The following is a 20,071-nucleotide window of genomic DNA, read 5'->3' as shown; positions in this document are numbered from 1 at the left end:
CCAGCGACGGGAGGGAGAGGGCGCGCGCCGTCAGGTGCGCTTCGCGACAGCGAAAACCTCTGCGTTTTCAGGTCTTGGGCGCGTGGACACGCGCCGCCCTCACCCCGGCTCGCTGACGCTCGCCCCCCTCTCCCGCAGGCGGGCGAGGGGGCAATTGCCAGCCGAGAATTAAACCGGACAGCCGTGGGCTTGACCCGGGCATCTACCGTGGGCCCGCCCGGACGCCCTATGAAACAATGAGTTAGGCCGCGCCACGTGGATCGCCGGGTCAAGCCCGGCGATGACGAGTGAGGGGACGCGTATTCGAGTTCCGTCCCACGGAGGGCCATGGACGCTGGACGTTTCCGCCGCGTCCAGGCCCTCGCCGAATTTTACCCGAACACCCGACCCAGCCGCGCCAGCGCCTCGTCGATCATCGCGTCGGTCTTGGCGAAGCAGAAGCGGACCAGGTGGGTGGGCGGAGCGGAATCGTAGAAGGCGCTGACCGGAATGGCGGCGACGCCGGCCTCCTCGATCAGGCGGGTGCAGAAGGCGCGGTCGTCGCCGCCGCCGCTCAAGGGGCGGATGTCGGCCGACAGGAAATAGCTGCCCGCCGTCTCCAGCACGCCGAAGCCCAGCCGCGCCAGCCCGGCCGACAGGCGGTCGCGGCGGGCCTGCAGCACGCCGGCCAGGCCTTGGTAATAGTCGCGCTGGTGCTCCAGCCCCCACGCCACCGCCCGTTGCAGCGCCGGTGCGGTGGTGAAGGTGAGGTACTGGTGCGCCTTGGCGATGGGGGTCAGCAGGGCCGGTTCGGCCACCACCCATCCCACCTTCCACCCGGTGAGCGAGAACACCTTGCCGGCCGAGCCGATCTTGGCGCAGCGCGCCGCCATGCCCGGCAGTCCCGCCAGGCCCAGGTGGCGGCGGTCCCCGTAGACCAGGTGCTCGTAGACCTCGTCGCAGACGGCCACCGCGTCGTGGGCCTCCATCAGGCCGGCGAGGAAGCTCAGCTCGTCTTCCTCCCATACCTTGCCGCAGGGGTTGCCCGGGCTGTTCAGCACCACCACCCGGGTGCGCGGGCCGAAGGCGGCCGCCAGGGCCTGGCGCGGCAGCGACCAGTGCGGCGGCTCCAGGCGCACCAGCCTGGGCACGCCGCCGGCGCGGCGGATGATGGGGAGGTAGGAATCGTAGAGCGGCTCGAACAGCACCACTTCGTCGCCCGGCTCGATCAGCGCGAACAGGCAGGCGGCCAGCGCCTCGGTGGCGCCCGAGGTGACCATCACCGCCTCGGGCACCGCCTCCGCCCCGTTGGCGCGGCCCCAGTGCGCGGCCTCGTGGGCGGCGATGGCGGCGCGCAGCTCGGGGAGTCCCATCATCGACGGGTATTGGTGCGGCCCCTCGGCGGCGGCGGCGGCCAGGCGTTCGATCAGCGCCGGCGGCTCCAGCCCCTCGGGGAAGCCCTGGCCGAGATTGACGGCGCCGTGGGCCTGGGCCAGGCGCGACATGGTCTCGAAAATGGTGGTGCCGCAGGCGGCGAAGACGGAATTGGCCATGCCCAACCAATAGCACAGGCCGAACGGCTTGCCGATGGCCCATGGCCATGCCCAAGGATTAGGCGCAACTGCCCGAATCAAAGGCAGTTTTTCAAGGCCTTGCGCCGATGTTCACGCAGTTTTCCCGATGGCCGAACTGGCACGAGGCGTGCTAAATGAGGACCCGCGCACGGCGCTGGTCCCACGCTTTTTCGAGAGACGCGGTTCATGAAGAAGATCGAAGCCATCATCAAGCCCTTCAAGCTCGATGAGGTGAAGGAGGCCCTGCACGAGGTCGGCCTCCAGGGCCTCACGGTGACCGAGGCCAAGGGCTTCGGCCGGCAGAAGGGCCATACCGAGCTGTATCGCGGCGCCGAGTACGTGGTCGACTTCCTGCCCAAGGTGAAGATCGAGCTGGTGATCGAGGATGCCCTCGTCGAGCGCGCGGTCGAAGCCATCCAGCAGGCCGCCCACACCGGACGCATCGGCGACGGCAAGATCTTCATCTCCACCGTCGAGGAGGCGATCCGCATCCGCACCGGTGAACGGGGCAGCGACGCCATCTGAGGGCGGCGCACCTTTTCCTTTTCTTCCTCCCTTTTCCTTTTTCCACTCGCAAACAGGAACTTTGACCATGGCCGACGACGTCAAGAAAGTCCTCGATATGATCAAGGAGCACGACGTTAAGTACGTCGACTTCCGCTTCACCGATCCGCGCGGCAAGTGGCAGCACACTGCCCAGCACGTCTCCACCATCGACGAGGGCATGCTGACCGAAGGCATCATGTTCGACGGCTCCTCGATCGCCGGCTGGAAGTCCATCGACCAGTCCGACATGATCCTGATGCCGGACTGCTCCTCCGCCGTCATGGACCCCTTCGCCGCCCAGGGCCAGATGATCATCACCTGCGACATCGTCGAGCCGGCCACCGGCCAGCTCTACGACCGCGACCCGCGCGCCGTGGCCAAGCGGGCCGAGCGCTATGTGGTCGAGTCGGGCGTCGGCGACACCGCCTTCTTCGGCCCCGAGGCCGAGTTCTTCGTGTTCGACGACGTCAAGATTTCGTGCGGCATGAACAAGGGCTACTACGAGCTGTCGGCCGAGGACGGCCCGGAATCGTCGGGCAAGGACTTCGCCGAGGGCAATCTGGGCCACCGCCCGGGCGTCAAGGGCGGCTACTTCCCGGTGCCGCCGGTGGACGGCCACGTCGACATGCGCGCCGAGATGCTGACCATCATGGGCGAGATGGGCCTGCCCATCGAGAAGCACCACCACGAGGTCGCCTCCTCGCAGCATGAGCTGGGCTGCAAGTTCCAGACCATGGTCAAGGCCGCCGATTCCATGCAGATCTACAAGTACGTGGTCCACAACGTGGCCGCGTCCTACGGCAAGTCGGCCACCTTCATGCCGAAGCCCATCTACGGCGACAACGGTTCGGGCATGCACGTCCACCAGTCGATCTGGAAGTCGGGCAAGCCGCTGTTCGCCGGTTCGGGCTATGCCGACCTGTCGGACACCGCGCTGTACTACATCGGCGGCATCATCAAGCACGCCAAGGCGCTGAACGCCTTCACCAACCCGCTGACCAACAGCTACAAGCGCCTGATCCCCGGCTTCGAGGCTCCGGTGCTGCTGGCCTACTCGGCCCGCAACCGCTCGGCCTCCTGCCGCATCCCGTACGCGACCAGCCCCAAGGCCAAGCGCGTCGAGATCCGCTTCCCCGATCCGGGCGCCAATCCGTACCTGGCCTTCGCCGCCATGCTGATGGCCGGCCTGGACGGCATCGCCAACAAGATCCATCCCGGCGATCCCATGGACAAGAACCTCTACGACCTGCCGCCGGAAGAGCTGAAGGCGGTCCCGACCGTGTGCGGTTCGCTGCGCGAGGCCCTCGAGGCCCTGAAGGCCGACAGCGACTTCCTGTGCAAGGGCGACGTGTTCTCGAAGGACTTCATCGAGAGCTACATCGAGCTCAAGATGGAAGAAGTCTATCGCTTCGAGCACACCCCGCATCCGGTCGAGTTCCAGATGTACTACTCGGTCTAAGACCGACCGCATCAGGTTCAAACCAGCAAGCCCCCGCCGGGTCACCGGCGGGGGTTTCGTTTTTCCGCGCCCGGGCGTATAGCTGTGCGTTGTCGGGAGGTTCGGGACGTGGCTGACGCGGACGACAGTGACGGCGGGCAGGACGAGCGCCCGCGCATCGACCATGGGGCGCAATGCCGCAAGGTCTCGGGCGTCGCCGTCCGGGTCCTGCTCGACCTGCTGCGCGAGCTGGCGGTGGACGGCAAGGTGGCGCTGGCCGATGCCGAGCGGGTGGCCGAGGCGGTGCTGGGCAGCGAGGGTCCCATCGCCACCGTCTACCGCAACACCGGCCTGGGCTGCGAGGCCGCCTTCAGCCGCGTCGCCATCGAGCGCCAGCGCCACGACGCGCTGGGGCGCCTGATCGCCGAGCCGCTGGAGCCGCTGCTCGACGTTCCCACCGGCATCGAGCGGCGCCGGCTGGGCCAGCTGTTCCTGGCCATCCGCATGATGCTGGGCGAAGAGGAATACGAAGCCTTGCGCGTCCGTGCCGCCGAGATGGCGAAGCGCCACCGCGAGGCCGGCATGGTCGATTGGCCGGCCTTCCATGGCGATCCCGAGGCCGCCCTGGTCCGCGAGCACGTGCTGGTCGGCATCGCCCGCAGCTTCAAGCGCTTCGATGCCCGCCGCGACTGGTTCCTGGTGGTGCTGAACGCGACGCCGTCGGCGGTCTCGCTGGGCTCCACCGCCTTCACCCCGCTGCCGCCCGAGGAACGGGCCAAGCTGGCCTTCACCGAGGGCCACATGGCCCGCGTGCTCGACGCCCTGTTCGCCGCATTGCGCATCGACACCTTCGATTCGACCCGCCTCAGGGAGTTCAGCAAGCGCTGGAACATGGCGCCCGAGAAGATGCTCAACCCCTTCTTCCTGGAACTCGCCCGCCTCGCCATGCAGGCGAAGTAGGGGGGCGGGTCAGCCTCCCTCGGCCCCGCACGAGCACGACGACGAGGCCTGGACATCGGGGCAGGGATGGTCGCCAAAGGCGCAGAACACGCAGCAGCCGCCCGCCGGAGTGACCATGGCGGCACCACAGGCGGGGCAGTCCAGCCGCCACAGCGACCCCGGCATCTCGACCCGGCGGCGGGCGCCGCAGGCCGGGCAGGTGATTGTGCATTCGGTGAACCAGATCATGGCCCTATCCTACCCCGCCGCCAGCCCCGCCGCCGCCGCAAAATCCCTTTGCAGCCCAAGGCGGATGGCGCTATAAGGGCCGCTCTCAGGCGACCGGAGTGTAGCTCAGCCTGGTAGAGCACTGTCTTCGGGAGGCAGGGGCCGGAGGTTCGAATCCTCTCACTCCGACCATCTTCTGGTACGAAAGCCCGTCGAGCCGCAAGGCTTGACGGGTTTTTCGTTTGTGCGGGGTGGGTTCGAAGGGGGGGGCGAGCCGGCACTCAATTCGACGGTCCGCCTTCCCGCCCCCGTCTCCCGAACCCGCCTTTAAGGAACCGGCCCTTTTCAGGACTGATTCGCGCGCAAGGTGGGCATCCAATGAGTTGAGTGTGACGCTGGAAACCGGCCATTGGGGCGGCAGGCTGGGGATCAGGAGCAGGCGGTCAATTTAGTGCAGCGTCACCGTAATCCCAAGGAATTGGCGCGTGGCGAGGCCGGGGAGATGTGGAGGATGGCATCCGCAATCATGGAGCAGGCCCCGGAACTGGCCCTCGACCTGCCGGACCTGATGGTGGCGGAGAACGGCAAGAAGCGTCCCAACCAGGGATTGCTGACCGCCTTTGGCTTCATGCTGGGACAGGGCATCGAGGTCCTGCGCTATGGACTGGATCGCGCCTCGCCCGATGCCGCCGCCACCGTGGCGGAACTGGAGCGGCGCCTGCTTGAGATGGGGCGGGCGGGCAGGCTGGACCCCGCCTTGCTGCTGGTGGTGCTGCAACACTACGGCGCGGCCAAACTGCCGCCCGGGGACGGCCTGCGGGAATTGATGGCCGGGTTGATGGAGCGGGCGGAGGAATTCGGCCGGCAGCCGCAGCCCGGCGCGGGGCCTGGGGCGCACTTCGCCGACCTGGTGCGCGAGACCGGCGGCGATCCCTTCCTCATCCATGGAGAAATGGCCCGGTTCGGCCACGCTTTGCCTGAGGAGCACCGGACAGCCATGGCCCACGCGGGGCTGAATGCCGAGCAAGCGGCCATGCGCGAGGCCGGCATCGGCTGGCTGCTGGACGAAGGCGCCATGGTCCGCGCCGCCGCCCTGGATTCGCTGGCTGGTCTGGCGGAAAACGGTGCCATCAGCCCGGTGATGCTGCGCCGCCTGATCTTCCTGCGCAACTGGCTGCCGGAGGGCGAGCGCCCCGGCCTCGACGCGGTGGTCCAGACGTGCCGCCGCAAGGACGTGACCTGCGCGCCTCTTCCCCAGGCCACCATCGTGGACGTAGCGGCATCGGGGATCGACGGGGCTGGCGCCCAGAGTTTCTTCGTGCTGGTCAAGGAGGGGCGCAAGCACGCGGTGGCTTCGCTGCTGGTGAAGTTCGGCGCTGGCATTCCCGATGCCTGGGTCCAGCACGGCCTGAGCAAGCGGGAGGCGGATGCCTTCCTCATGCGCATCGAGCAAGAGGTGGAGCTGTTCGACGCCTCGGCTCCCCACCTCGCCGCCGTTTTGGCCCATTTTCTCGCCATCGGGCTGGAGGCTGGCAAGGCGCCGCCCTTCGGCCTGCTGGACTTCGTCGAGACGGCGGGGCTGTCGGCGGTCAATCCCGGGCGGGTGTCCGTTGACGGCCTGATCGGCTCGCTGCTGGAGGCGATTCCGCCGGCCCGTCGCAAGCCCGCCTCGGCCAACAAGGCGGTGAAGGCCAGTGCCCTGTGGGCCGAGGATTACGCCTTCACCGACCACTGGTTCGAGGACGATGAAGACGTCAACCAGGCACTATCGGCCAAGAAGCGCATGAGCGACGCCAAACGGATGGACCTGCTGCTGGCCGATATCCTGCCCGCCCGGCGGCTGCGCTGGGCCGAGATCATCGGCTGGACGGCAGCCCTGCTGCGTCAGGAGGAGGCCAACGAGGACTGGCCGGCCTTCGCCCTGGTTGCCGCCGAATTGCGGGGCGACCGTCCCCTGGCCGAAATCCCCGTCATGGCCCGCATCGCCTGGGCCAGCGTCGAGGCGTGGAAGCACCGGGGCGGAGGCAAGCGCGGTCAGGGCCGCTCATAGACCACCACGCCCTCGGTCAGAACGGTATGGGCGAAAGAGCCGATGGCGCGTGCCCGTTCCTTCAGCACGCCTTCCCGGCAGGGCAAAATATCGACCGGCTCGCGATAACCGGCGCGGGCGGAGTGGATCACCTTGACCGACATCATCTCGGGCGGTGCATCGTCGTCCAGTTCCGCCACGAGGTCGATGTCGCTGTCCTCGCGAGCATCGCCGCGCGCCCGGCTGCCGAACAGGATGACCCGGCGGGGGTGAAACACCGACACCTCCTGATTCAACAACCGATCCGGAACCGCACTCGCCGTTGCCATCATGCCCTCGCTGCTGCCCGGTACATCGACCGGCCCCACATCATGCCATCGGGCCGCGCGGGGTCATCTCTTTCCCTCCACGCCGGCCATCATGTGGAGGGAAGTCAGTGTGAAATACACATTTTTCAACAAGTCGCCTCCTCGACCGACTTGGCCCGGATGCAGTAATAGGTGCGCCGCCCCTTGCTTCCCGAGACCATGACCTGCCGGGTGGGGAGGTTGCGGCTGGTGGTGACGAGGTGACCGTGGTCGCGCATCCATGCCCCCAGGCAGACCGGGGAGACAGAATCACCAACCCAGCGCCGCAGTGTTTCCGGGCACACCACGAAATAGCGGCCATGGGCGAGGTCATCTATCGGCGTCGGGACATCGAAGCCTGGCTGGATGCCCAGATGGTCGAGGAAGTCCGCAAGCCCGGCCGCCCGACAAAGGCGGATCAGGTGGTGAGGCGGCGCATGCAGGAGAGCCTGGGAACCGCCCCTCGGTGACACCGTCCCAACCGTATCTTGGGGATTGACGTGGCCAGCCATTCCCAACCCATGGCGAATTGCCCATTCACACCTTGAGGCAGTGTATGAAATAACCTACATTATAGCGGTTTACGTCTATTAAGGCAGATATCTATGCGGCGCTCTATCCCGCTGGCGAGTGACGAAGCCGCCGCCGTCGAGGCTCTCGGCAAAAGGCTGAAGCTTGCACGACTGCGTCGAAACCTGACGCAGGCCGACGTGGCTGAACGTGCCGGCATCAGCCGCCTGACCTGCATCGACCTCGAAGCCGGCAAGCCAGGCGTCAGCATCGCCGCCTTGGTTCGTTACATGTCCGTGCTTGGCTACCCCGACAGGATCGCCGGACTACTGGAGGCCGACCCCATCGGAGAAGATCTCGAACAGGTCCATGGACGCAAGAGGGCTGGAGTTCGGCGCGATGTGGAAGATTTCTGAAGACGGACGCATTGACCGCTTGGTCGTCTACGTCACCGTGGACGGACAGCCCGTTCCCGTGGGCGCCATCACTGTCGAGGGCAAGGGGGCTGTCCGGCAGTCGCGCTTCGCCTATGCCCGCTCGTGGCTTGATGGCGGCTTCCCCATCTCCCCCATCCTGCCTCTCCGGGCCAAGGCCACGGTCAGCGCCCCCTACGAGCTTCCGTTGCCGTTCTACGACGCCGCCCCCGACGGTTGGGGTCGCAGCATCCTGACGGCGGCCTTCGCCCGACAGGTTTTCGGGATGGCTGAATTCCTCGCCGCCGCGGGCGATGACCGTACGGGCGATTTGAGATTCGGCCCCGCGCCCGAATCCGGTCCCATGCAGTGGGTTCCCCACGACGATCCGCTCTTTGCCCTTCCCGACGCTTCGGAAAGCCTTCAGGAACTCGTGGAAGCGGCAGAGGCTGTGGATGCCGGCGAAGCCACCGTGACCCATCTGCGCAAACTGTTCCGTTCCTCCGCCGACACGGGCGGCGCTCGGCCCAAGGCCCGTCTGCGCATCGATGGCGAGGAGTGGATCGCGAAGTTCCGGACCTGGGGAGACGCCTTCGACGACCCCAAAATCGAAACGGTCTGCCTGGACCTGGCCGACAAATGTGGGATCGACGTACCGCCTCATCGGCTGGTCGATGTCGCTGGGCGTTCGGTCCTTCTCGTGCAGCGGTTCGACCGGGAGGGCGATTCCAGGCTAGGATACATGAGCGCCGGAACGCTGGTGCAGGCTTCGCCCTCGACCTATCAGACCAACGTCACCTATGCCGACGTCGCCGCCAAGGCTCGTCGCTCCGGCATCGAGCCGTGCGAGGAATCCATCTTCCGGCGGATGCTGTTCAACGCCTTCATCCACAATACCGACGACCATCTGCGGAACCACGGCTTTCGCCGCATCGACGGCAAGTGGACACTGTCACCCGCCTTCGACCTGGTGCCGTGCAACCGACCGTCCCATGCCCTCGCCCCGGCGCGAGGCGTGGCGGCAATTCCCGACCCGGTGGCCATGCTCGACACCAGCGGCGCGTTCGGCCTGGACCGGGGCAAAGCCGTGGAGATCTATTCCGACCTCGTGGAGGGGCTGGCCAGTCTGCCCGAACTTCTTGATCGCCACGAAGTCAGCGCGAAGGACAGGGGTACGGTCGCCGGATTGATGCCGCTTGCCTTCAACCCGCCTGGCATCAAGACGCCGGCGCCTTAACGTTCGACGGTGACACCGTCTCCATCGGCCCAGGGCCGCCCACCCCATCAGGTTAATACCTACTCCAGCGAGCAAGAACTCGAACGACTTCGACAGCTATAGCTTAGCATCAGCGAGCTGCTGCGCCATCCAGGGTACATCCACCGATCTATCCTTGTAATATTCGAGAGTTGACATCGCGCTGCTAATCGCACTCTGCAATTCGACGGATTTTGGGTCGTGCGCCCCGACGCGAGATAGTGCAAGATCGGCAAAATCATCCCACCAAGGGTCCTCACTTCCTAGCTCACTCCGCATAAACCCCTCGATACCGTCGAGGTCGGCATTGATCTCATCCGGCCGCTTGCTGACCCGGTTGGCGAGGCCAGAACGATAAATGGCGAACGCGCGCTCAAGCTCGTCACAGGCAATTTCAGCACTGTCTCTGGTGACATGGCTGGGCAGACACGCGCGCAGCCGCTCCCGCTCCTCGGAAGAAAGCACCTTAACGAGAGAGGGATCGAGAGGATGCTGATGCCTCAGCACCTTCGTGCGGTTGGACGCCATGGCGGATACCCATACTAACTAAGGACCACCATCATCGTGCCACGCCCAACCGGCACGCGCAAATCGGCCATCACCGTCCGCGCATATCCGCGAACGATTTTTCCGTAAATTTTCCGTAGAGGCCGCTTTTGAAGGCAGCGCCTTGCGCTAAGCCCTTGAAATCATTGGAGCGGGTGAAGGGAATCGAACCCTCGTCGTAAGCTTGGGAAGCTTCTGCTCTGCCATTGAGCTACACCCGCGCCGGGGGCCAGAATATAAGGGGTCGGCGGGGGGGCTGGCAAGGGGCTCGGTTGGGGGGAGTTGGTGGGCCCGGCAGGATTCGAACCTGCAACCAGACCGTTATGAGCGGCCGGCTCTAACCGTTGAGCTACAGGCCCCACCGGAACGGGAAGATAGCGGAAGGGATGGGGGAGCGCGAGGGGACGAGTCCCCTCGCTGCTCTTTTTCGTCCTAGGTGTCGAGGAAGCTGCGCAGTTTCCGCGACCGGCTGGGGTGCTTCAGCTTGCGCAGGGCCTTGGCCTCGATCTGGCGGATGCGTTCGCGGGTGACGCTGAACTGCTGGCCGACCTCTTCCAGGGTGTGGTCGGTGTTCATGCCGATGCCGAAGCGCATGCGCAGCACGCGTTCCTCGCGCGGGGTCAGGCTGGCCAGCACGCGGGTGGTGGTCTCGCGCAGGTTGGCCTGGATGGCGGCATCCAGCGGCAGCACCGCGTTCTTGTCCTCGATGAAGTCGCCCAGGTGGCTGTCCTCCTCGTCGCCGATGGGGGTTTCCAGGCTGATGGGTTCCTTGGCGATCTTCAGGACCTTCCTGACCTTCTCCAGCGGCATGTTCAGCTTGTCGGCCAGTTCCTCGGGGGTCGGCTCGCGGCCGATCTCGTGCAGCATCTGGCGCGAGGTGCGGACCAGCTTGTTGATGGTCTCGATCATGTGCACCGGGATGCGGATGGTGCGGGCCTGGTCGGCGATGGAGCGGGTGATGGCCTGCCTGATCCACCAGGTGGCATAGGTGGAGAACTTGTAGCCGCGGCGGTATTCGAACTTGTCCACCGCCTTCATCAGGCCGATGTTGCCTTCCTGGATCAGGTCGAGGAATTGCAGGCCGCGGTTGGTGTATTTCTTGGCGATGGAGATGACCAGGCGCAGGTTGGCCTCGATCATTTCCTTCTTGGCCTTGCTCGCCTCGCGCTCGCCCCGCTGCACGGTCTGGACGATGCGGCGGAATTCGCTGATGGGCAGGCCGGCATCGGCCGAGACCACGGCGATGCGGCCGCGCAGATCGGCGACCTCGCGCCCGTGCTTCTCGGCGAAGTCCTTCCAGTGCTTGGACTTGGCGGCCACCGTCTCGGCCCAGTTGGGGTCGAGTTCGCTGCCGAAATAGGTGTCGAGGAAGTCCTGGCGCTTGACCCGGCAGGATTCGGCCAGACGCAGCAGGCGGCCCTCCATGCCCATCAGGCGCTTGTTGAGGCCGTTCATCTGCTCGACCAGATGCTCGATGCGGGCGTTGTTGAGGTGCACGCCGTCCATCAGGCGGACCATCTCGTGCTTCAGCTTGTCGTACTTCTTCTCGACGCTGGCCGAGACCGCTTCGCCCTTGGACAGGGTGGCGAGGCGGTCCTTCTGCACCTTCTCCAGCTTCTGGTGGGTGGCGGCGATGGCCTCGAAGGTCTCGAGCACCTGGGGCATCAGCTGGGCTTCCATGGCGGCCAGCGAGATGCCGGGATCCTCGGCGTCGCCTTCCTCCTCGCCCTCGCCCTCGGGTGCGCCGGGCTCCTCTTCCTCGCCCTCGCCCTCGGCGCGCTCGCCCTCGGCGGCGCCCTCCTCGGCATCGGGGCCGCGCTCCAGTTCCTCCTCGGACAATTCGCCGGCGCCGTAGGTGGCGTCGAGGTCGATGATGTCGCGCAGCAGCATGCGCCCGCCCTGCAGGGCGTCGTGCCATTCGACCACGGCGCGGATGGTCAGCGGACTTTCGCAGATGCCGCCGATCATCATCTCGCGGCCGGCCTCGATGCGCTTGGCGATGGCGATCTCGCCCTCGCGGCTCAGCAGCTCGACCGAGCCCATCTCGCGCAGGTACATGCGCACCGGATCGTCGGTGCGGCCCAGGTCCTCCTCGTCGACGTTGCCGCCGGCGAAGGATTCGCTCTCCTCCTCCTCGCTCTCGGGCTGGGCGGCTTCCTCGCCGTCCTCGTTCTCGACCAGGTTGATGCCCATCTCGGACAGCATGGCCATGGTGTCCTCGATCTGCTCCGAGGAGACCTCGTCGGGCGGCAGCGCCGCGTTCAGCTCGTCATAGGTGACATAGCCGCGCTCGCGTCCGCGAGTGACCATCTTCTTGACCGCCACGCCAAGCGAGTCGAGCAGCGGACCGTCCAGATTCTCTTCCTGGCCTTCGTTCACTTCCGCCGTGTTCTGGGATTTGGTCGCCATTAAACCACCGCTCCTCGAAACTCTGTACGATTACGACCGGCCCTGCACCGTCCCCCCCCGGGAAGGTGCCGGCCGGCCCGTTCATTGCCGTCCCGGGCACGGTCAGTCGTGCCCGTCATCCTCGTTCAAACCGCGGCCGCGGCTGGACACCAGAGCGGCCAGGTAGTCAAAATTCGCTTCCGACGGGTCCCGCGCGAAGGCCTCAACGGCGTGACCGACATCGGCCGCCAGCTCCTTGCGCGAATAGAGGGTGAAAATATGTTCCCAAAGCGACCTGGCCTCGTGAATGGCGTCGGGCCGGGCGATGGCTTGAGCGTTCGCATCCACCAGGGAGTCCAACACTCGGGAAAACCCGTCGGCCCTCAAATGGCTCCGCATCGCCTCGGAGTCAAGGTCGCGGGCGATATCAAGGTGCTTTAGAATCCCCCTCCTCAGGTTGTCAAGCCCGGAATCCGAGAAGGGGGTCTCCCCCAGCCGTTCTCCGACCTCTTCCAGCAGGGGGGGGTGCACCACCAGGATGGCCAGCAGCAGACGCTCCTGGCGTTCCCCGGGCGAGGGAGGCGGGGCCGGGCGGCCCGCCCCCGGCAGCCGCCCGTCGGGGCCGCGCAGCGGCGGATCGTTGGGAAAACGCCGCTTGGCCTGGCCCTGGGGGCTGCGGCCCGCCGGCTTCCATTGCGGCCGGGTCAGTGCCTTCATCCGGTCGCGGAAGCTGCCCAGGTACTGCCAGCGCACCGTTTCGTCATTGATGCCGAAGGCCTTGTCCTTCAGCTCCTTCTCCAGGGCGGCGCGGCGTTCGGGGGTATCGAGGGGGCGGCCCGCCACCGCCAGCTCCCACACCACCTCGGACAGCGGCCGGGCGGCATCGAGCACCGCCTGCATGGCCGCCGCGCCCCTGGCCTTGATCAGCGAATCGGGGTCCTCGGGGGCGGGCAGCACGGCGAAGCGCAGGGACTTGCCGGGCTTGAGGATGGGCAGGGCGCGGTCGGCGGCGCGGGCCATGGCGCGCTGGCCGGCGGAATCGCCGTCGAAGCACAGGATCGGTTCGTCGGCCAGCCGCCACATCTCCTCGATCTGGGCCTCGGTCAGTGCCGTGCCCAGGGGGGCGACGGCATAGTCGAAGCCGGCGCGGTGCAGGGCGATGACGTCCATGTAGCCCTCGACCGCCAGCACCAGGCCCTTGTCCCGCGCCGCCTCGCGCGCCAGGGCGAGGCCGTAGAGGGTCGAGCCCTTGTGGAACAGCGGCGTGTCGGGCGAGTTGAGGTATTTGGGCTGGCCGTCGCCCAGGGTGCGGGCGCCGAAGGCGATGATGCGGCCCTTGCGGTCGGTGACCGGGAAGGTGACGCGGCCGCGGAAGAAGTCGAAGGCGGCGCGCTCGTCCTCGGGCTTCTTCAGCAGCCCGGCCTCGGTCAGCAGCGATTCCGGCATGGTCTCGCTCATCAGCGCATTCTTCATGGCGTCGCGCTTGTCCGGCGCCCAGCCCAGGCGGAAGCGGGCGATGGTTTCGGCGTCCAGGCCGCGGCCCCGAAGATAGGCCATGCCCTCGCGCCCGCCGGTGCCGCGCAACTGCGCCTCGAAGAAGCGGCAGGCCGCCTCCATGGCGTCGTGCAGGCCGGCGCGGCGGGCTTCCTGGCGGCGTTCCTCGGGGGTGGCGACCGGGACCTCGAGGCCGCATTCGCCGGCCAGCTTCTCCACCGCCTCGGTGAACGAGAGGTGGTTGGCCCGCATCTCGAAGCCGATGGCGTCGCCATGCGCGCCGCAGCCGAAACAGTGGAAAAAGCCCTTGTCCTCGTTGACGGTGAAGCTGGGGGTCTTCTCGTTGTGGAAGGGGCACAGGCCGGAATGCTCGCGGCCCTTGCGGGTCAGCTTGACCCGGCGGCCGACCACGCCGACCAGCGAGACGCGGGTGCGCAGTTCGTCGAGGAATCGCGGCGGGAAGGCCATGACCGCCTTACCCGCGCCAAGCCGGCATCAGCCGCCCAGCGCCTTCTTGGCCATGCCGCTGGCCTTGGTGAAGTCCATGGAGCCGGCGAAGCGTTCCTTCAGCGCCGCCATCACCCGGCCCATGTCCTTGATGCCGCCGGCGCCGATCTCGGCGATCACGTCGCGCACCGCCTGGTCGGTCTCGGCCTCGCTCATCTGCTTGGGCAGGAAGCGCTCGATGATGGTGATCTCGTCGGCTTCCTGCTGCGCCAGTTCGAGGCGGCCGCCCTGCTCGTACAGCGAGATGCTCTCGCGCCGCTGCTTGATCATGGACTGCAGCATGGACAGGATCTCGTCCTCGCCGATGCCGTCGGTGACGCCGCGGCCGCGGGCGGCGATGTCGCGGTCCTTCAGGGCCGCCAGGATCAGGCGCACGGTGGACACCGCGCGGGTATCCTTGGCCAGCATGGCGGTTTTCAGCGCGTCGTTCAGCTGCTGGCGCAGCATGGGGCCTCCGGATCAAGCGGGGACGGGGTGTCGGAAAGGGGTCAGGCTACTCCAAAACGGTCGCCAAGGCAAAGACTCTCTTGGCGTCTAACGAATTGAAAAATCAAGGGATTGTCGCGGGGGCGGGAAGGCTTGACACCGGCTGCGCTTTTCATTACACCACGCCCAATTTGCCTGCCGCGTTCAGGGGTGGAAGCCCCCGCCGGAGGACGTCGCACCCCCGCCGGGTTCGAGTCCTCGGGGTTTCTTGCGGCCCGGCGCCGCCATCTCGCCGTCCGCCCTTCCGGGGCCGGGGGCCGACACGTAAGGACAATCATGCCGCAGTTCGACCGGACGGAGCCCGCCCTCGACCTCCCCCTCCCCCCCGGGGCCACCGGCGCCCTGGTGCTGGCCGACGGGACGGTGCTGTGGGGCAAGGGCATCGGCGCCGCCGGCATGTCGGTGGGCGAGGTGGTGTTCAACACCTCCATGACCGGCTACCAGGAGGTCCTCACCGACCCCTCCTATGCCGGCCAGGTCATCACCTTCACCTTCCCGCACATCGGCAATGTCGGCACCAATGCCGAGGACATCGAGACCGTCACTCCCGCCGCCCGCGGCCTGATCGTCCGCGCCGACGTCACCGATCCTGCCAACTGGCGCGCGGCGCGTCATCTCGACGCCTGGCTGAAATCCTATGGCATGGTCGGCCTGGCCGGAATCGATACAAGGGCGCTGACCCGGCGCATCCGGGACAAGGGCGCCCCCAACGGCGTGCTGGTGCACGCCCCCGACGGCAGGTTCGACCTCAGGGCCGCCTGGGCCGAGGCCAGCGCCTGGCCGGGCCTGGAGGGCATGGACCTGGCCAAGGACGTCACCTGTACCCAGCAGTTTTCCTGGGACGAGGCGGAATGGACCCTGGGCGTCGGCTACGGCCGCCAGGCCGAGCCGCGCTTCCACGTGGTCGCCGTCGATTTCGGCGCCAAGCGCAACATCCTGCGCTGCCTGGCCTCGGCCGGCTGCAAGGTCACCGTGCTGCCCGCCACCGCCACCGCCGAGGACGTGCTGCGCCTTTCCCCCGACGGCGTGTTCCTGTCCAACGGCCCCGGCGACCCGGCCGCCACGGGTGAATACGCGGTGCCGATGATCAAGGGCGTGCTGGACTCGGGCAAGCCGCTGTTCGGCATCTGCCTGGGCCACCAGATGCTGGGCCTGGCCCTGGGGGCCAAGACCTACAAGATGGATACCGGCCACCGCGGCGCCAACCACCCGGTCAAGGACCTGGCCACCGGCAAGGTCGAGATCACCAGCCAGAACCACGGTTTCGTGGTGGACGAGGCGACCCTGCCGGCCCATGTGGAGGTCACCCACCGCTCGCTGTTCGACAAGTCGGTCGAGGGCATCCGCGTCAAGGACAAGCCGGTCTTCTCCGTCCAGTACCACCCCGAGGCCAGCCCCGGCCCGCAGGACAGCCATTACCTGTTCCATCGGTTCGTGGAGATGATGGAGGGGACGAAGTGACGCGTGACGTCAAGGGTGAGGGGGGCTCAAGGGTGAGTTAAACACAGAGGCACAGAGACACAGAGAAGGCACAGAGGAAAAAATATGAGATTGAGGGGGGCTTCGGCCCGACGGTGAATTTGTTATTTTATGTTTTTCTCTGTGCCTTCTCTGTGTCTCTGTGTCTCTGTGGTAAATCCACCGGCGTCGTCTGACACGCTGTTGACGATACGAAGGATAAGACGTGACCACCGAACGCGATCCCTTGACGGAGAAGGTCATCGGCATCGCCATCGGAGTCCACCGGGCGCTCGGTCCCGGGCTATTGGAGAGCGCTTACGAGGAATGCTTTTGCTACGATCTGCATGAGGCGGAAATCGCTTTCAAGCGGCAGGTTCCACTGCCGGTGGCCTACAAGGCGGTGAAGCTGGATTGCGCCTATCGGATCGACGTGCTGGTCGAGGAGTCCCTGGTGATCGAGTTGAAGGCCGTGGAGGCGCTGACCCGATTGCACGATGCTCAGGTGTTGACCTATCTCAGGGTCGGCGGCTACCCCAAGGGGCTGCTGATCAATTTCAATGTGCCGGTGCTGAAGGATGGCGTCCGGAGACTGGTCAGATGAAAAGTCTCCGTGACGCCGTGGTTTGTCCCCCGGTTCCGCCCGCAATGACGCTTGCCGACGAGTGAAGTGACCCATGCCCAAACGTACAGATATCCGCTCCATCCTGATCATCGGCGCCGGGCCGATCGTCATCGGCCAGGCCTGCGAGTTCGACTATTCCGGGGTGCAGGCCTGCAAGGCGCTGAAGGAGGAGGGGTACCGGGTCATCCTGGTCAACTCCAACCCGGCCACCATCATGACCGATCCGGGCCTGGCCGACGCCACCTATATCGAGCCGATCACGCCCGAGATCGTCGCCCGCATCATCGAGAAGGAGCGCCCCGATGCGCTGCTGCCGACCATGGGCGGGCAGACCGCGCTGAACACCGCCATGCGGCTGGCCGATGACGGGGTGCTGGAGAAGTTCGGCGTCGAGATGATCGCCGCCAAGCGCGACGTCATCGCCAAGGCCGAGGACCGCCTGCTGTTCCGCCAGGCGATGGACAAGATCGGCCTGGAAAGCCCCAAGTCGCGGGTGGTCAAGACCCTGGCCGAGGCGCGCGAATCCCTGGATTTCGTCGGCCTGCCGGCGATCATCCGGCCCAGCTTCACCCTGGCCGGCACCGGCGGCGGCATCGCCTACAACCGCGAGGAATACGAGCAGATCGTGGCCGGCGGCCTGTCCGCCAGCCCGGTGCACGAGGTCCTGGTCGAGGAATCGGTGCTGGGCTGGAAGGAATACGAGATGGAGGTTGTCCGCGACAGGAAGGACAACTGCATCATCATCTGCTCCATCGAGAACATCGACCCCATGGGCGTTCACACCGGCGATTCCATCACCGTGGCGCCGGCCCTGACGCTGACCGACAAGGAATACCAGATCATGCGCAACGCCTCGCTGGCGGTGCTGCGCGAGATCGGGGTGGATACCGGCGGCTCCAACGTGCAGTTCGCGGTCAACCCCAAGACCGGCCGCATGACGGTCATCGAGATGAACCCGCGGGTGTCGCGCTCCTCGGCGCTGGCCTCGAAGGCGACCGGCTTCCCCATCGCCAAGGTGGCGGCCAAGCTGGCGGTGGGCTACACCCTGGACGAACTGGCCAACGACATCACCGGCGTCACCCCGGCCAGCTTCGAGCCGACCATCGACTACGTGGTCACCAAGATTCCGCGCTTCACCTTCGAGAAGTTCCCCGGCGCCGATCCCAACCTCACCACCTCCATGAAGTCGGTGGGCGAGGCCATGTCCATCGGCCGCACCTTCCAGGAGAGCCTGCAGAAGGGCCTGCGCTCCATGGAGACCGGTCTCACCGGCCTCAACGAGGTGGAGATCCCCGGCGCCTCGGCCGGCGATTCCAAGGACGCCATCAAGGCCGCCCTGGCCAAGCCGCGCCACGACCGCCTGCTGGTCATCGGCCAGGCCTTCCGCCAGGGCCTGACGGTGGCCGAGGTGCACCAGGCCTGCGCCTACGACACCTGGTTCCTCGAGCAGATCAAGGCCATCGTCGATGCCGAGGAGGAGGTGCGCCGGAACGGCCTGCCCATCGACGCCCCCGGCCTGCTGCGCCTGAAGAAGATGGGCTTCTCGGACCAGCGGCTGGCCCAGCTGTCGGGCAAGACCCTGACCGAGACGGCGTTCCGCCGCGAGGTGCTGAACGTCAAGCCGGTGTTCAAGCGCATCGACACCTGCGCCGCCGAGTTCCCGTCCTCGACCGCCTACATGTATTCCTGCTACGAGGGCGACGGCGTCAATCCGGCCGAGTGCGAGGCCGAGCCCAGCGACCGCGAGAAGGTGGTGATCCTGGGCGGCGGACCCAACCGCATCGGCCAGGGCATCGAGTTCGATTATTGCTGCGTCCACGCCGCCTATGCCCTCGACGATGCCGGGCGCGAGACCATCATGGTCAACTGCAACCCCGAGACCGTGTCCACCGATTACGACACCTCGGACCGCCTGTATTTCGAGCCGCTGACCGCCGAGACGGTGATCGAGCTGGTGCGCAAGGAGCAGTCCAACGGCAAGGTGCTGGGCTGCATCGTCCAGTTCGGCGGCCAGACCCCGCTGAAGCTGGCCCATGCGCTGGAGCAGGCCGGCATCCCCATCCTCGGCACCAGCCCCGATTCCATCGATCTGGCCGAGGACCGCGAGCGCTTCCAGCAGCTGCTCAAGGAACTGGGCCTCAAGCAGCCGCCCAACGGCACCGCCCGCTCGCTCGAGGAGGCCATCGCGGTGGCCGAGCGCATCGGTTATCCGGTGGTGATCCGTCCCAGCTTCGTGCTGGGCGGCCGCGCCATGCAGATCGTCTACGACCACGAGGCGCTGGAGCGCTACATGCACGAGGCGGTGCGGGTCTCGGGCGACGATCCGGTGCTGATCGACTACTACCTGAAGGACGCCATCGAGGTGGACGTGGACGCGTTGGCCGACGGCACAGACGTCTATGTCGCCGGCATCATGCAGCACATCGAGGAAGCCGGCATCCATTCCGGCGATTCCGCCTGCTCGCTGCCGCCCTATTCGCTGGACGCCGCCACGCAGGAAGAGCTGGAGCGCCAGACCACCATGCTGGCCAAGGCGCTGAACGTGGTCGGCCTGATGAACGTCCAGTACGCGGTGCAGAACGGCGAGATCTTCATCCTGGAGGTCAACCCCCGGGCCAGCCGCACCGTGCCCTTCGTCGCCAAGGCCACCGGCATTCCCATCGCCAAGATCGCCGCCCGGGTGATGGCCGGCGAGACCCTGGCCAGCTTCGACATCCGGAAGCCGGCCTGCGACCACGTGGCGGTGAAGGAGGCGGTGTTCCCCTTCGCCCGCTTCGCCGGGGTCGACATCATCCTGGGGCCGGAAATGAAGTCCACCGGCGAGGTGATGGGCATCGACCGCGATTTCGCGCGGGCCTTCGCCAAAAGCCAGCTGGGCTCGGGCTGCACCCTGCCGACCGAGGGCACCGCCTTCCTGTCGGTGCGGGAAGGCGACAAGGACCACATGGTCGAGGTCGGCCGCCGCCTGCTGGCCATGGGCTTCCGGCTGGTCGCCACCTCGGGCACCGCCCGCACCCTGGCCGAGCACGGCCTGGCGGTGGAGGTGGTCAACAAGGTGCTGGAAGGCCGCCCCCATTGCGTCGATCTGATGACCAACGGCGACATCCACCTGGTGGTCAACACCACCGAAGGCAGCCAGGCGGTGAAGGATTCCTTCTCCATCCGCCGTTCGGCACTGCAATACAACATCCCGCACTACACCACCGTCGCCGGAGCCAGGGCAGCGGTCGAGGCCATCGAGGCGCTGCGCGCCGGCGCGCTTGATGTTGCGCCGCTGCAATCGTATTTTAAGAGTTCGTTCTAAGGGGA

18 protein-coding genes and 3 tRNA genes are annotated in these 20,071 nt (G+C 66.6%); 11 read left to right on the top strand and 10 right to left on the bottom strand.

Annotation, left to right across the window (positions count from 1 at the left end; all coding sequences use genetic code 11):
- Window positions 1-371: 371 nt before the first annotated feature.
- Window positions 372-1,538: an aminotransferase gene (locus MTBUT4_RS06090; protein ID WP_173978775.1), complete on the bottom strand. Its 1,167-nt coding sequence runs from the start codon at window positions 1,536-1,538 to the stop codon at window positions 372-374.
- 201 nt (window positions 1,539-1,739) lie between these two features.
- Between MTBUT4_RS06090 and MTBUT4_RS06085 the strand changes: the two genes are divergently transcribed.
- The 3 genes from MTBUT4_RS06085 (at window position 1,740) to MTBUT4_RS06075 (ending at window position 4,497) form a co-directional block, all read left to right on the top strand.
- Complete coding sequence (locus MTBUT4_RS06085; RefSeq protein WP_173978774.1) at window positions 1,740-2,078, top strand: P-II family nitrogen regulator; 339 nt, start codon at window positions 1,740-1,742, stop codon at window positions 2,076-2,078.
- Between the two features lie 67 nt (window positions 2,079-2,145).
- Complete coding sequence (gene glnA / locus MTBUT4_RS06080; RefSeq protein WP_173978773.1) at window positions 2,146-3,558, top strand: type I glutamate--ammonia ligase; 1,413 nt, start codon at window positions 2,146-2,148, stop codon at window positions 3,556-3,558.
- A 108-nt stretch (window positions 3,559-3,666) separates the two neighbouring features.
- The gene (locus tag MTBUT4_RS06075) at window positions 3,667-4,497 is read left to right on the top strand and encodes a hypothetical protein (protein WP_173978772.1); all 831 of its coding nucleotides are present in this window, start codon (window positions 3,667-3,669) and stop codon (window positions 4,495-4,497) included.
- Window positions 4,498-4,506: 9 nt separating this feature from the next.
- Here MTBUT4_RS06075 and MTBUT4_RS06070 read toward each other — a convergent pair whose 3' ends face one another.
- Window positions 4,507-4,725 carry a GDCCVxC domain-containing (seleno)protein gene (locus MTBUT4_RS06070; RefSeq protein ID WP_173978771.1) on the bottom strand — a complete coding sequence of 73 codons (219 nt, stop codon included), beginning with the start codon at window positions 4,723-4,725 and terminating at the stop codon, window positions 4,507-4,509.
- A 94-nt stretch (window positions 4,726-4,819) separates the two neighbouring features.
- On the opposite strand from MTBUT4_RS06070, the gene MTBUT4_RS06065 reads away from it, so the two are divergent.
- Window positions 4,820-4,896 (top strand) — tRNA-Pro (locus MTBUT4_RS06065).
- Window positions 4,897-5,215: 319 nt separating this feature from the next.
- Window positions 5,216-6,754 carry a hypothetical protein gene (locus tag MTBUT4_RS06060; protein WP_173978770.1) on the top strand — a complete coding sequence of 513 codons (1,539 nt, stop codon included), beginning with the start codon at window positions 5,216-5,218 and terminating at the stop codon, window positions 6,752-6,754.
- Here the strand turns inward: MTBUT4_RS06060 and MTBUT4_RS06055 are convergent.
- A complete protein-coding gene (locus tag MTBUT4_RS06055; protein ID WP_254434762.1) occupies window positions 6,739-7,101 on the bottom strand; it encodes a nucleotidyltransferase family protein in 363 nt (120 codons plus the stop codon). The genes MTBUT4_RS06060 and MTBUT4_RS06055 overlap by 16 nt on opposite strands.
- Before the next feature lie 86 nt (window positions 7,102-7,187).
- Window positions 7,188-7,319, bottom strand: coding sequence for a hypothetical protein (locus MTBUT4_RS19680; RefSeq protein ID WP_256367221.1), 132 nt, complete (start codon window positions 7,317-7,319; stop codon window positions 7,188-7,190).
- Between the two features lie 81 nt (window positions 7,320-7,400).
- On the opposite strand from MTBUT4_RS19680, the gene MTBUT4_RS06050 reads away from it, so the two are divergent.
- The 3 genes from MTBUT4_RS06050 (at window position 7,401) to MTBUT4_RS06040 (ending at window position 9,240) form a co-directional block, all read left to right on the top strand.
- Window positions 7,401-7,550 (top strand): hypothetical protein, encoded by a 150-nt coding sequence (locus MTBUT4_RS06050; protein WP_173978769.1) that lies wholly within the window; start codon window positions 7,401-7,403, stop codon window positions 7,548-7,550.
- A gap of 135 nt (window positions 7,551-7,685) precedes the next feature.
- Window positions 7,686-8,006, top strand: coding sequence for a helix-turn-helix transcriptional regulator (locus MTBUT4_RS06045; protein ID WP_173978768.1), 321 nt, complete (start codon window positions 7,686-7,688; stop codon window positions 8,004-8,006).
- Complete coding sequence (locus MTBUT4_RS06040; protein ID WP_173978767.1) at window positions 7,960-9,240, top strand: type II toxin-antitoxin system HipA family toxin; 1,281 nt, start codon at window positions 7,960-7,962, stop codon at window positions 9,238-9,240. Before MTBUT4_RS06045 ends, MTBUT4_RS06040 begins: the two co-directional genes overlap by 47 nt.
- 96 nt (window positions 9,241-9,336) lie before the next feature.
- On the opposite strand, the gene MTBUT4_RS06035 is transcribed toward MTBUT4_RS06040, so the two are convergent.
- The 6 genes from MTBUT4_RS06035 to MTBUT4_RS06010 form a co-directional block, all read right to left on the bottom strand.
- Window positions 9,337-9,786 (bottom strand): hypothetical protein, encoded by a 450-nt coding sequence (locus MTBUT4_RS06035; protein ID WP_173978766.1) that lies wholly within the window; start codon window positions 9,784-9,786, stop codon window positions 9,337-9,339.
- A gap of 165 nt (window positions 9,787-9,951) precedes the next feature.
- Window positions 9,952-10,025 (bottom strand) — tRNA-Gly (locus tag MTBUT4_RS06030).
- Window positions 10,026-10,087: 62 nt separating this feature from the next.
- Window positions 10,088-10,163: transfer RNA gene (locus MTBUT4_RS06025), tRNA-Ile, on the bottom strand.
- Window positions 10,164-10,236: 73 nt separating this feature from the next.
- Window positions 10,237-12,213, bottom strand: coding sequence for an RNA polymerase sigma factor RpoD (rpoD, locus tag MTBUT4_RS06020; protein ID WP_173978765.1), 1,977 nt, complete (start codon window positions 12,211-12,213; stop codon window positions 10,237-10,239).
- A gap of 102 nt (window positions 12,214-12,315) precedes the next feature.
- Window positions 12,316-14,154 carry a DNA primase gene (gene dnaG / locus MTBUT4_RS06015; RefSeq protein WP_173978764.1) on the bottom strand — a complete coding sequence of 613 codons (1,839 nt, stop codon included), beginning with the start codon at window positions 14,152-14,154 and terminating at the stop codon, window positions 12,316-12,318.
- Between the two features lie 27 nt (window positions 14,155-14,181).
- Entirely contained in the window at window positions 14,182-14,640 is a 459-nt protein-coding gene (locus MTBUT4_RS06010; protein WP_173978763.1) for a GatB/YqeY domain-containing protein, read from the bottom strand.
- Between the two features lie 315 nt (window positions 14,641-14,955).
- On the opposite strand from MTBUT4_RS06010, the gene carA reads away from it, so the two are divergent.
- The 3 genes from carA (at window position 14,956) to carB (ending at window position 20,066) form a co-directional block, all read left to right on the top strand.
- Window positions 14,956-16,140, top strand: a complete 1,185-nt coding sequence (gene carA / locus MTBUT4_RS06005) for a glutamine-hydrolyzing carbamoyl-phosphate synthase small subunit (protein WP_173978762.1) — start codon at window positions 14,956-14,958, stop codon at window positions 16,138-16,140.
- 223 nt (window positions 16,141-16,363) lie between these two features.
- Window positions 16,364-16,741, top strand: a complete 378-nt coding sequence (locus MTBUT4_RS06000) for a GxxExxY protein (protein WP_173978761.1) — start codon at window positions 16,364-16,366, stop codon at window positions 16,739-16,741.
- Between the two features lie 73 nt (window positions 16,742-16,814).
- Window positions 16,815-20,066, top strand: coding sequence for a carbamoyl-phosphate synthase large subunit (gene carB, locus MTBUT4_RS05995; protein ID WP_173978760.1), 3,252 nt, complete (start codon window positions 16,815-16,817; stop codon window positions 20,064-20,066).
- Window positions 20,067-20,071: the final 5 nt, after the last annotated feature.

Origin of the sequence: Magnetospirillum sp. UT-4 (assembly GCF_902729435.1) — a bacterium.
Taxonomy (GTDB): domain Bacteria; phylum Pseudomonadota; class Alphaproteobacteria; order Rhodospirillales; family Magnetospirillaceae; genus Magnetospirillum.
This window is presented reverse-complemented; position numbering and strand designations above follow the sequence as displayed.

What these genes read in the sequence shown, in the direction of transcription:
- dnaG (WP_173978764.1), bottom strand. Translation starts at nt 14,154, where the DNA reads ATGGCCTTCCCGCCGCGATTCCTCGACGAACTGCGCACCCGCGTCTCG.
- glnA (WP_173978773.1), top strand. Translation starts at nt 2,146, where the DNA reads ATGGCCGACGACGTCAAGAAAGTCCTCGATATGATCAAGGAGCACGAC.
- MTBUT4_RS06070 (WP_173978771.1), bottom strand. Translation starts at nt 4,725, where the DNA reads ATGATCTGGTTCACCGAATGCACAATCACCTGCCCGGCCTGCGGCGCC.
- MTBUT4_RS06040 (WP_173978767.1), top strand. Translation starts at nt 7,960, where the DNA reads ATGGACGCAAGAGGGCTGGAGTTCGGCGCGATGTGGAAGATTTCTGAA.
- MTBUT4_RS06035 (WP_173978766.1), bottom strand. Translation starts at nt 9,786, where the DNA reads ATGGCGTCCAACCGCACGAAGGTGCTGAGGCATCAGCATCCTCTCGAT.
- carA (WP_173978762.1), top strand. Translation starts at nt 14,956, where the DNA reads ATGCCGCAGTTCGACCGGACGGAGCCCGCCCTCGACCTCCCCCTCCCC.
- carB (WP_173978760.1), top strand. Translation starts at nt 16,815, where the DNA reads ATGCCCAAACGTACAGATATCCGCTCCATCCTGATCATCGGCGCCGGG.
- MTBUT4_RS06060 (WP_173978770.1), top strand. Translation starts at nt 5,216, where the DNA reads ATGGCATCCGCAATCATGGAGCAGGCCCCGGAACTGGCCCTCGACCTG.
- MTBUT4_RS19680 (WP_256367221.1), bottom strand. Translation starts at nt 7,319, where the DNA reads ATGCGCGACCACGGTCACCTCGTCACCACCAGCCGCAACCTCCCCACC.
- MTBUT4_RS06045 (WP_173978768.1), top strand. Translation starts at nt 7,686, where the DNA reads ATGCGGCGCTCTATCCCGCTGGCGAGTGACGAAGCCGCCGCCGTCGAG.
- rpoD (WP_173978765.1), bottom strand. Translation starts at nt 12,213, where the DNA reads ATGGCGACCAAATCCCAGAACACGGCGGAAGTGAACGAAGGCCAGGAA.
- MTBUT4_RS06010 (WP_173978763.1), bottom strand. Translation starts at nt 14,640, where the DNA reads ATGCTGCGCCAGCAGCTGAACGACGCGCTGAAAACCGCCATGCTGGCC.
- MTBUT4_RS06050 (WP_173978769.1), top strand. Translation starts at nt 7,401, where the DNA reads ATGGGCGAGGTCATCTATCGGCGTCGGGACATCGAAGCCTGGCTGGAT.
- MTBUT4_RS06085 (WP_173978774.1), top strand. Translation starts at nt 1,740, where the DNA reads ATGAAGAAGATCGAAGCCATCATCAAGCCCTTCAAGCTCGATGAGGTG.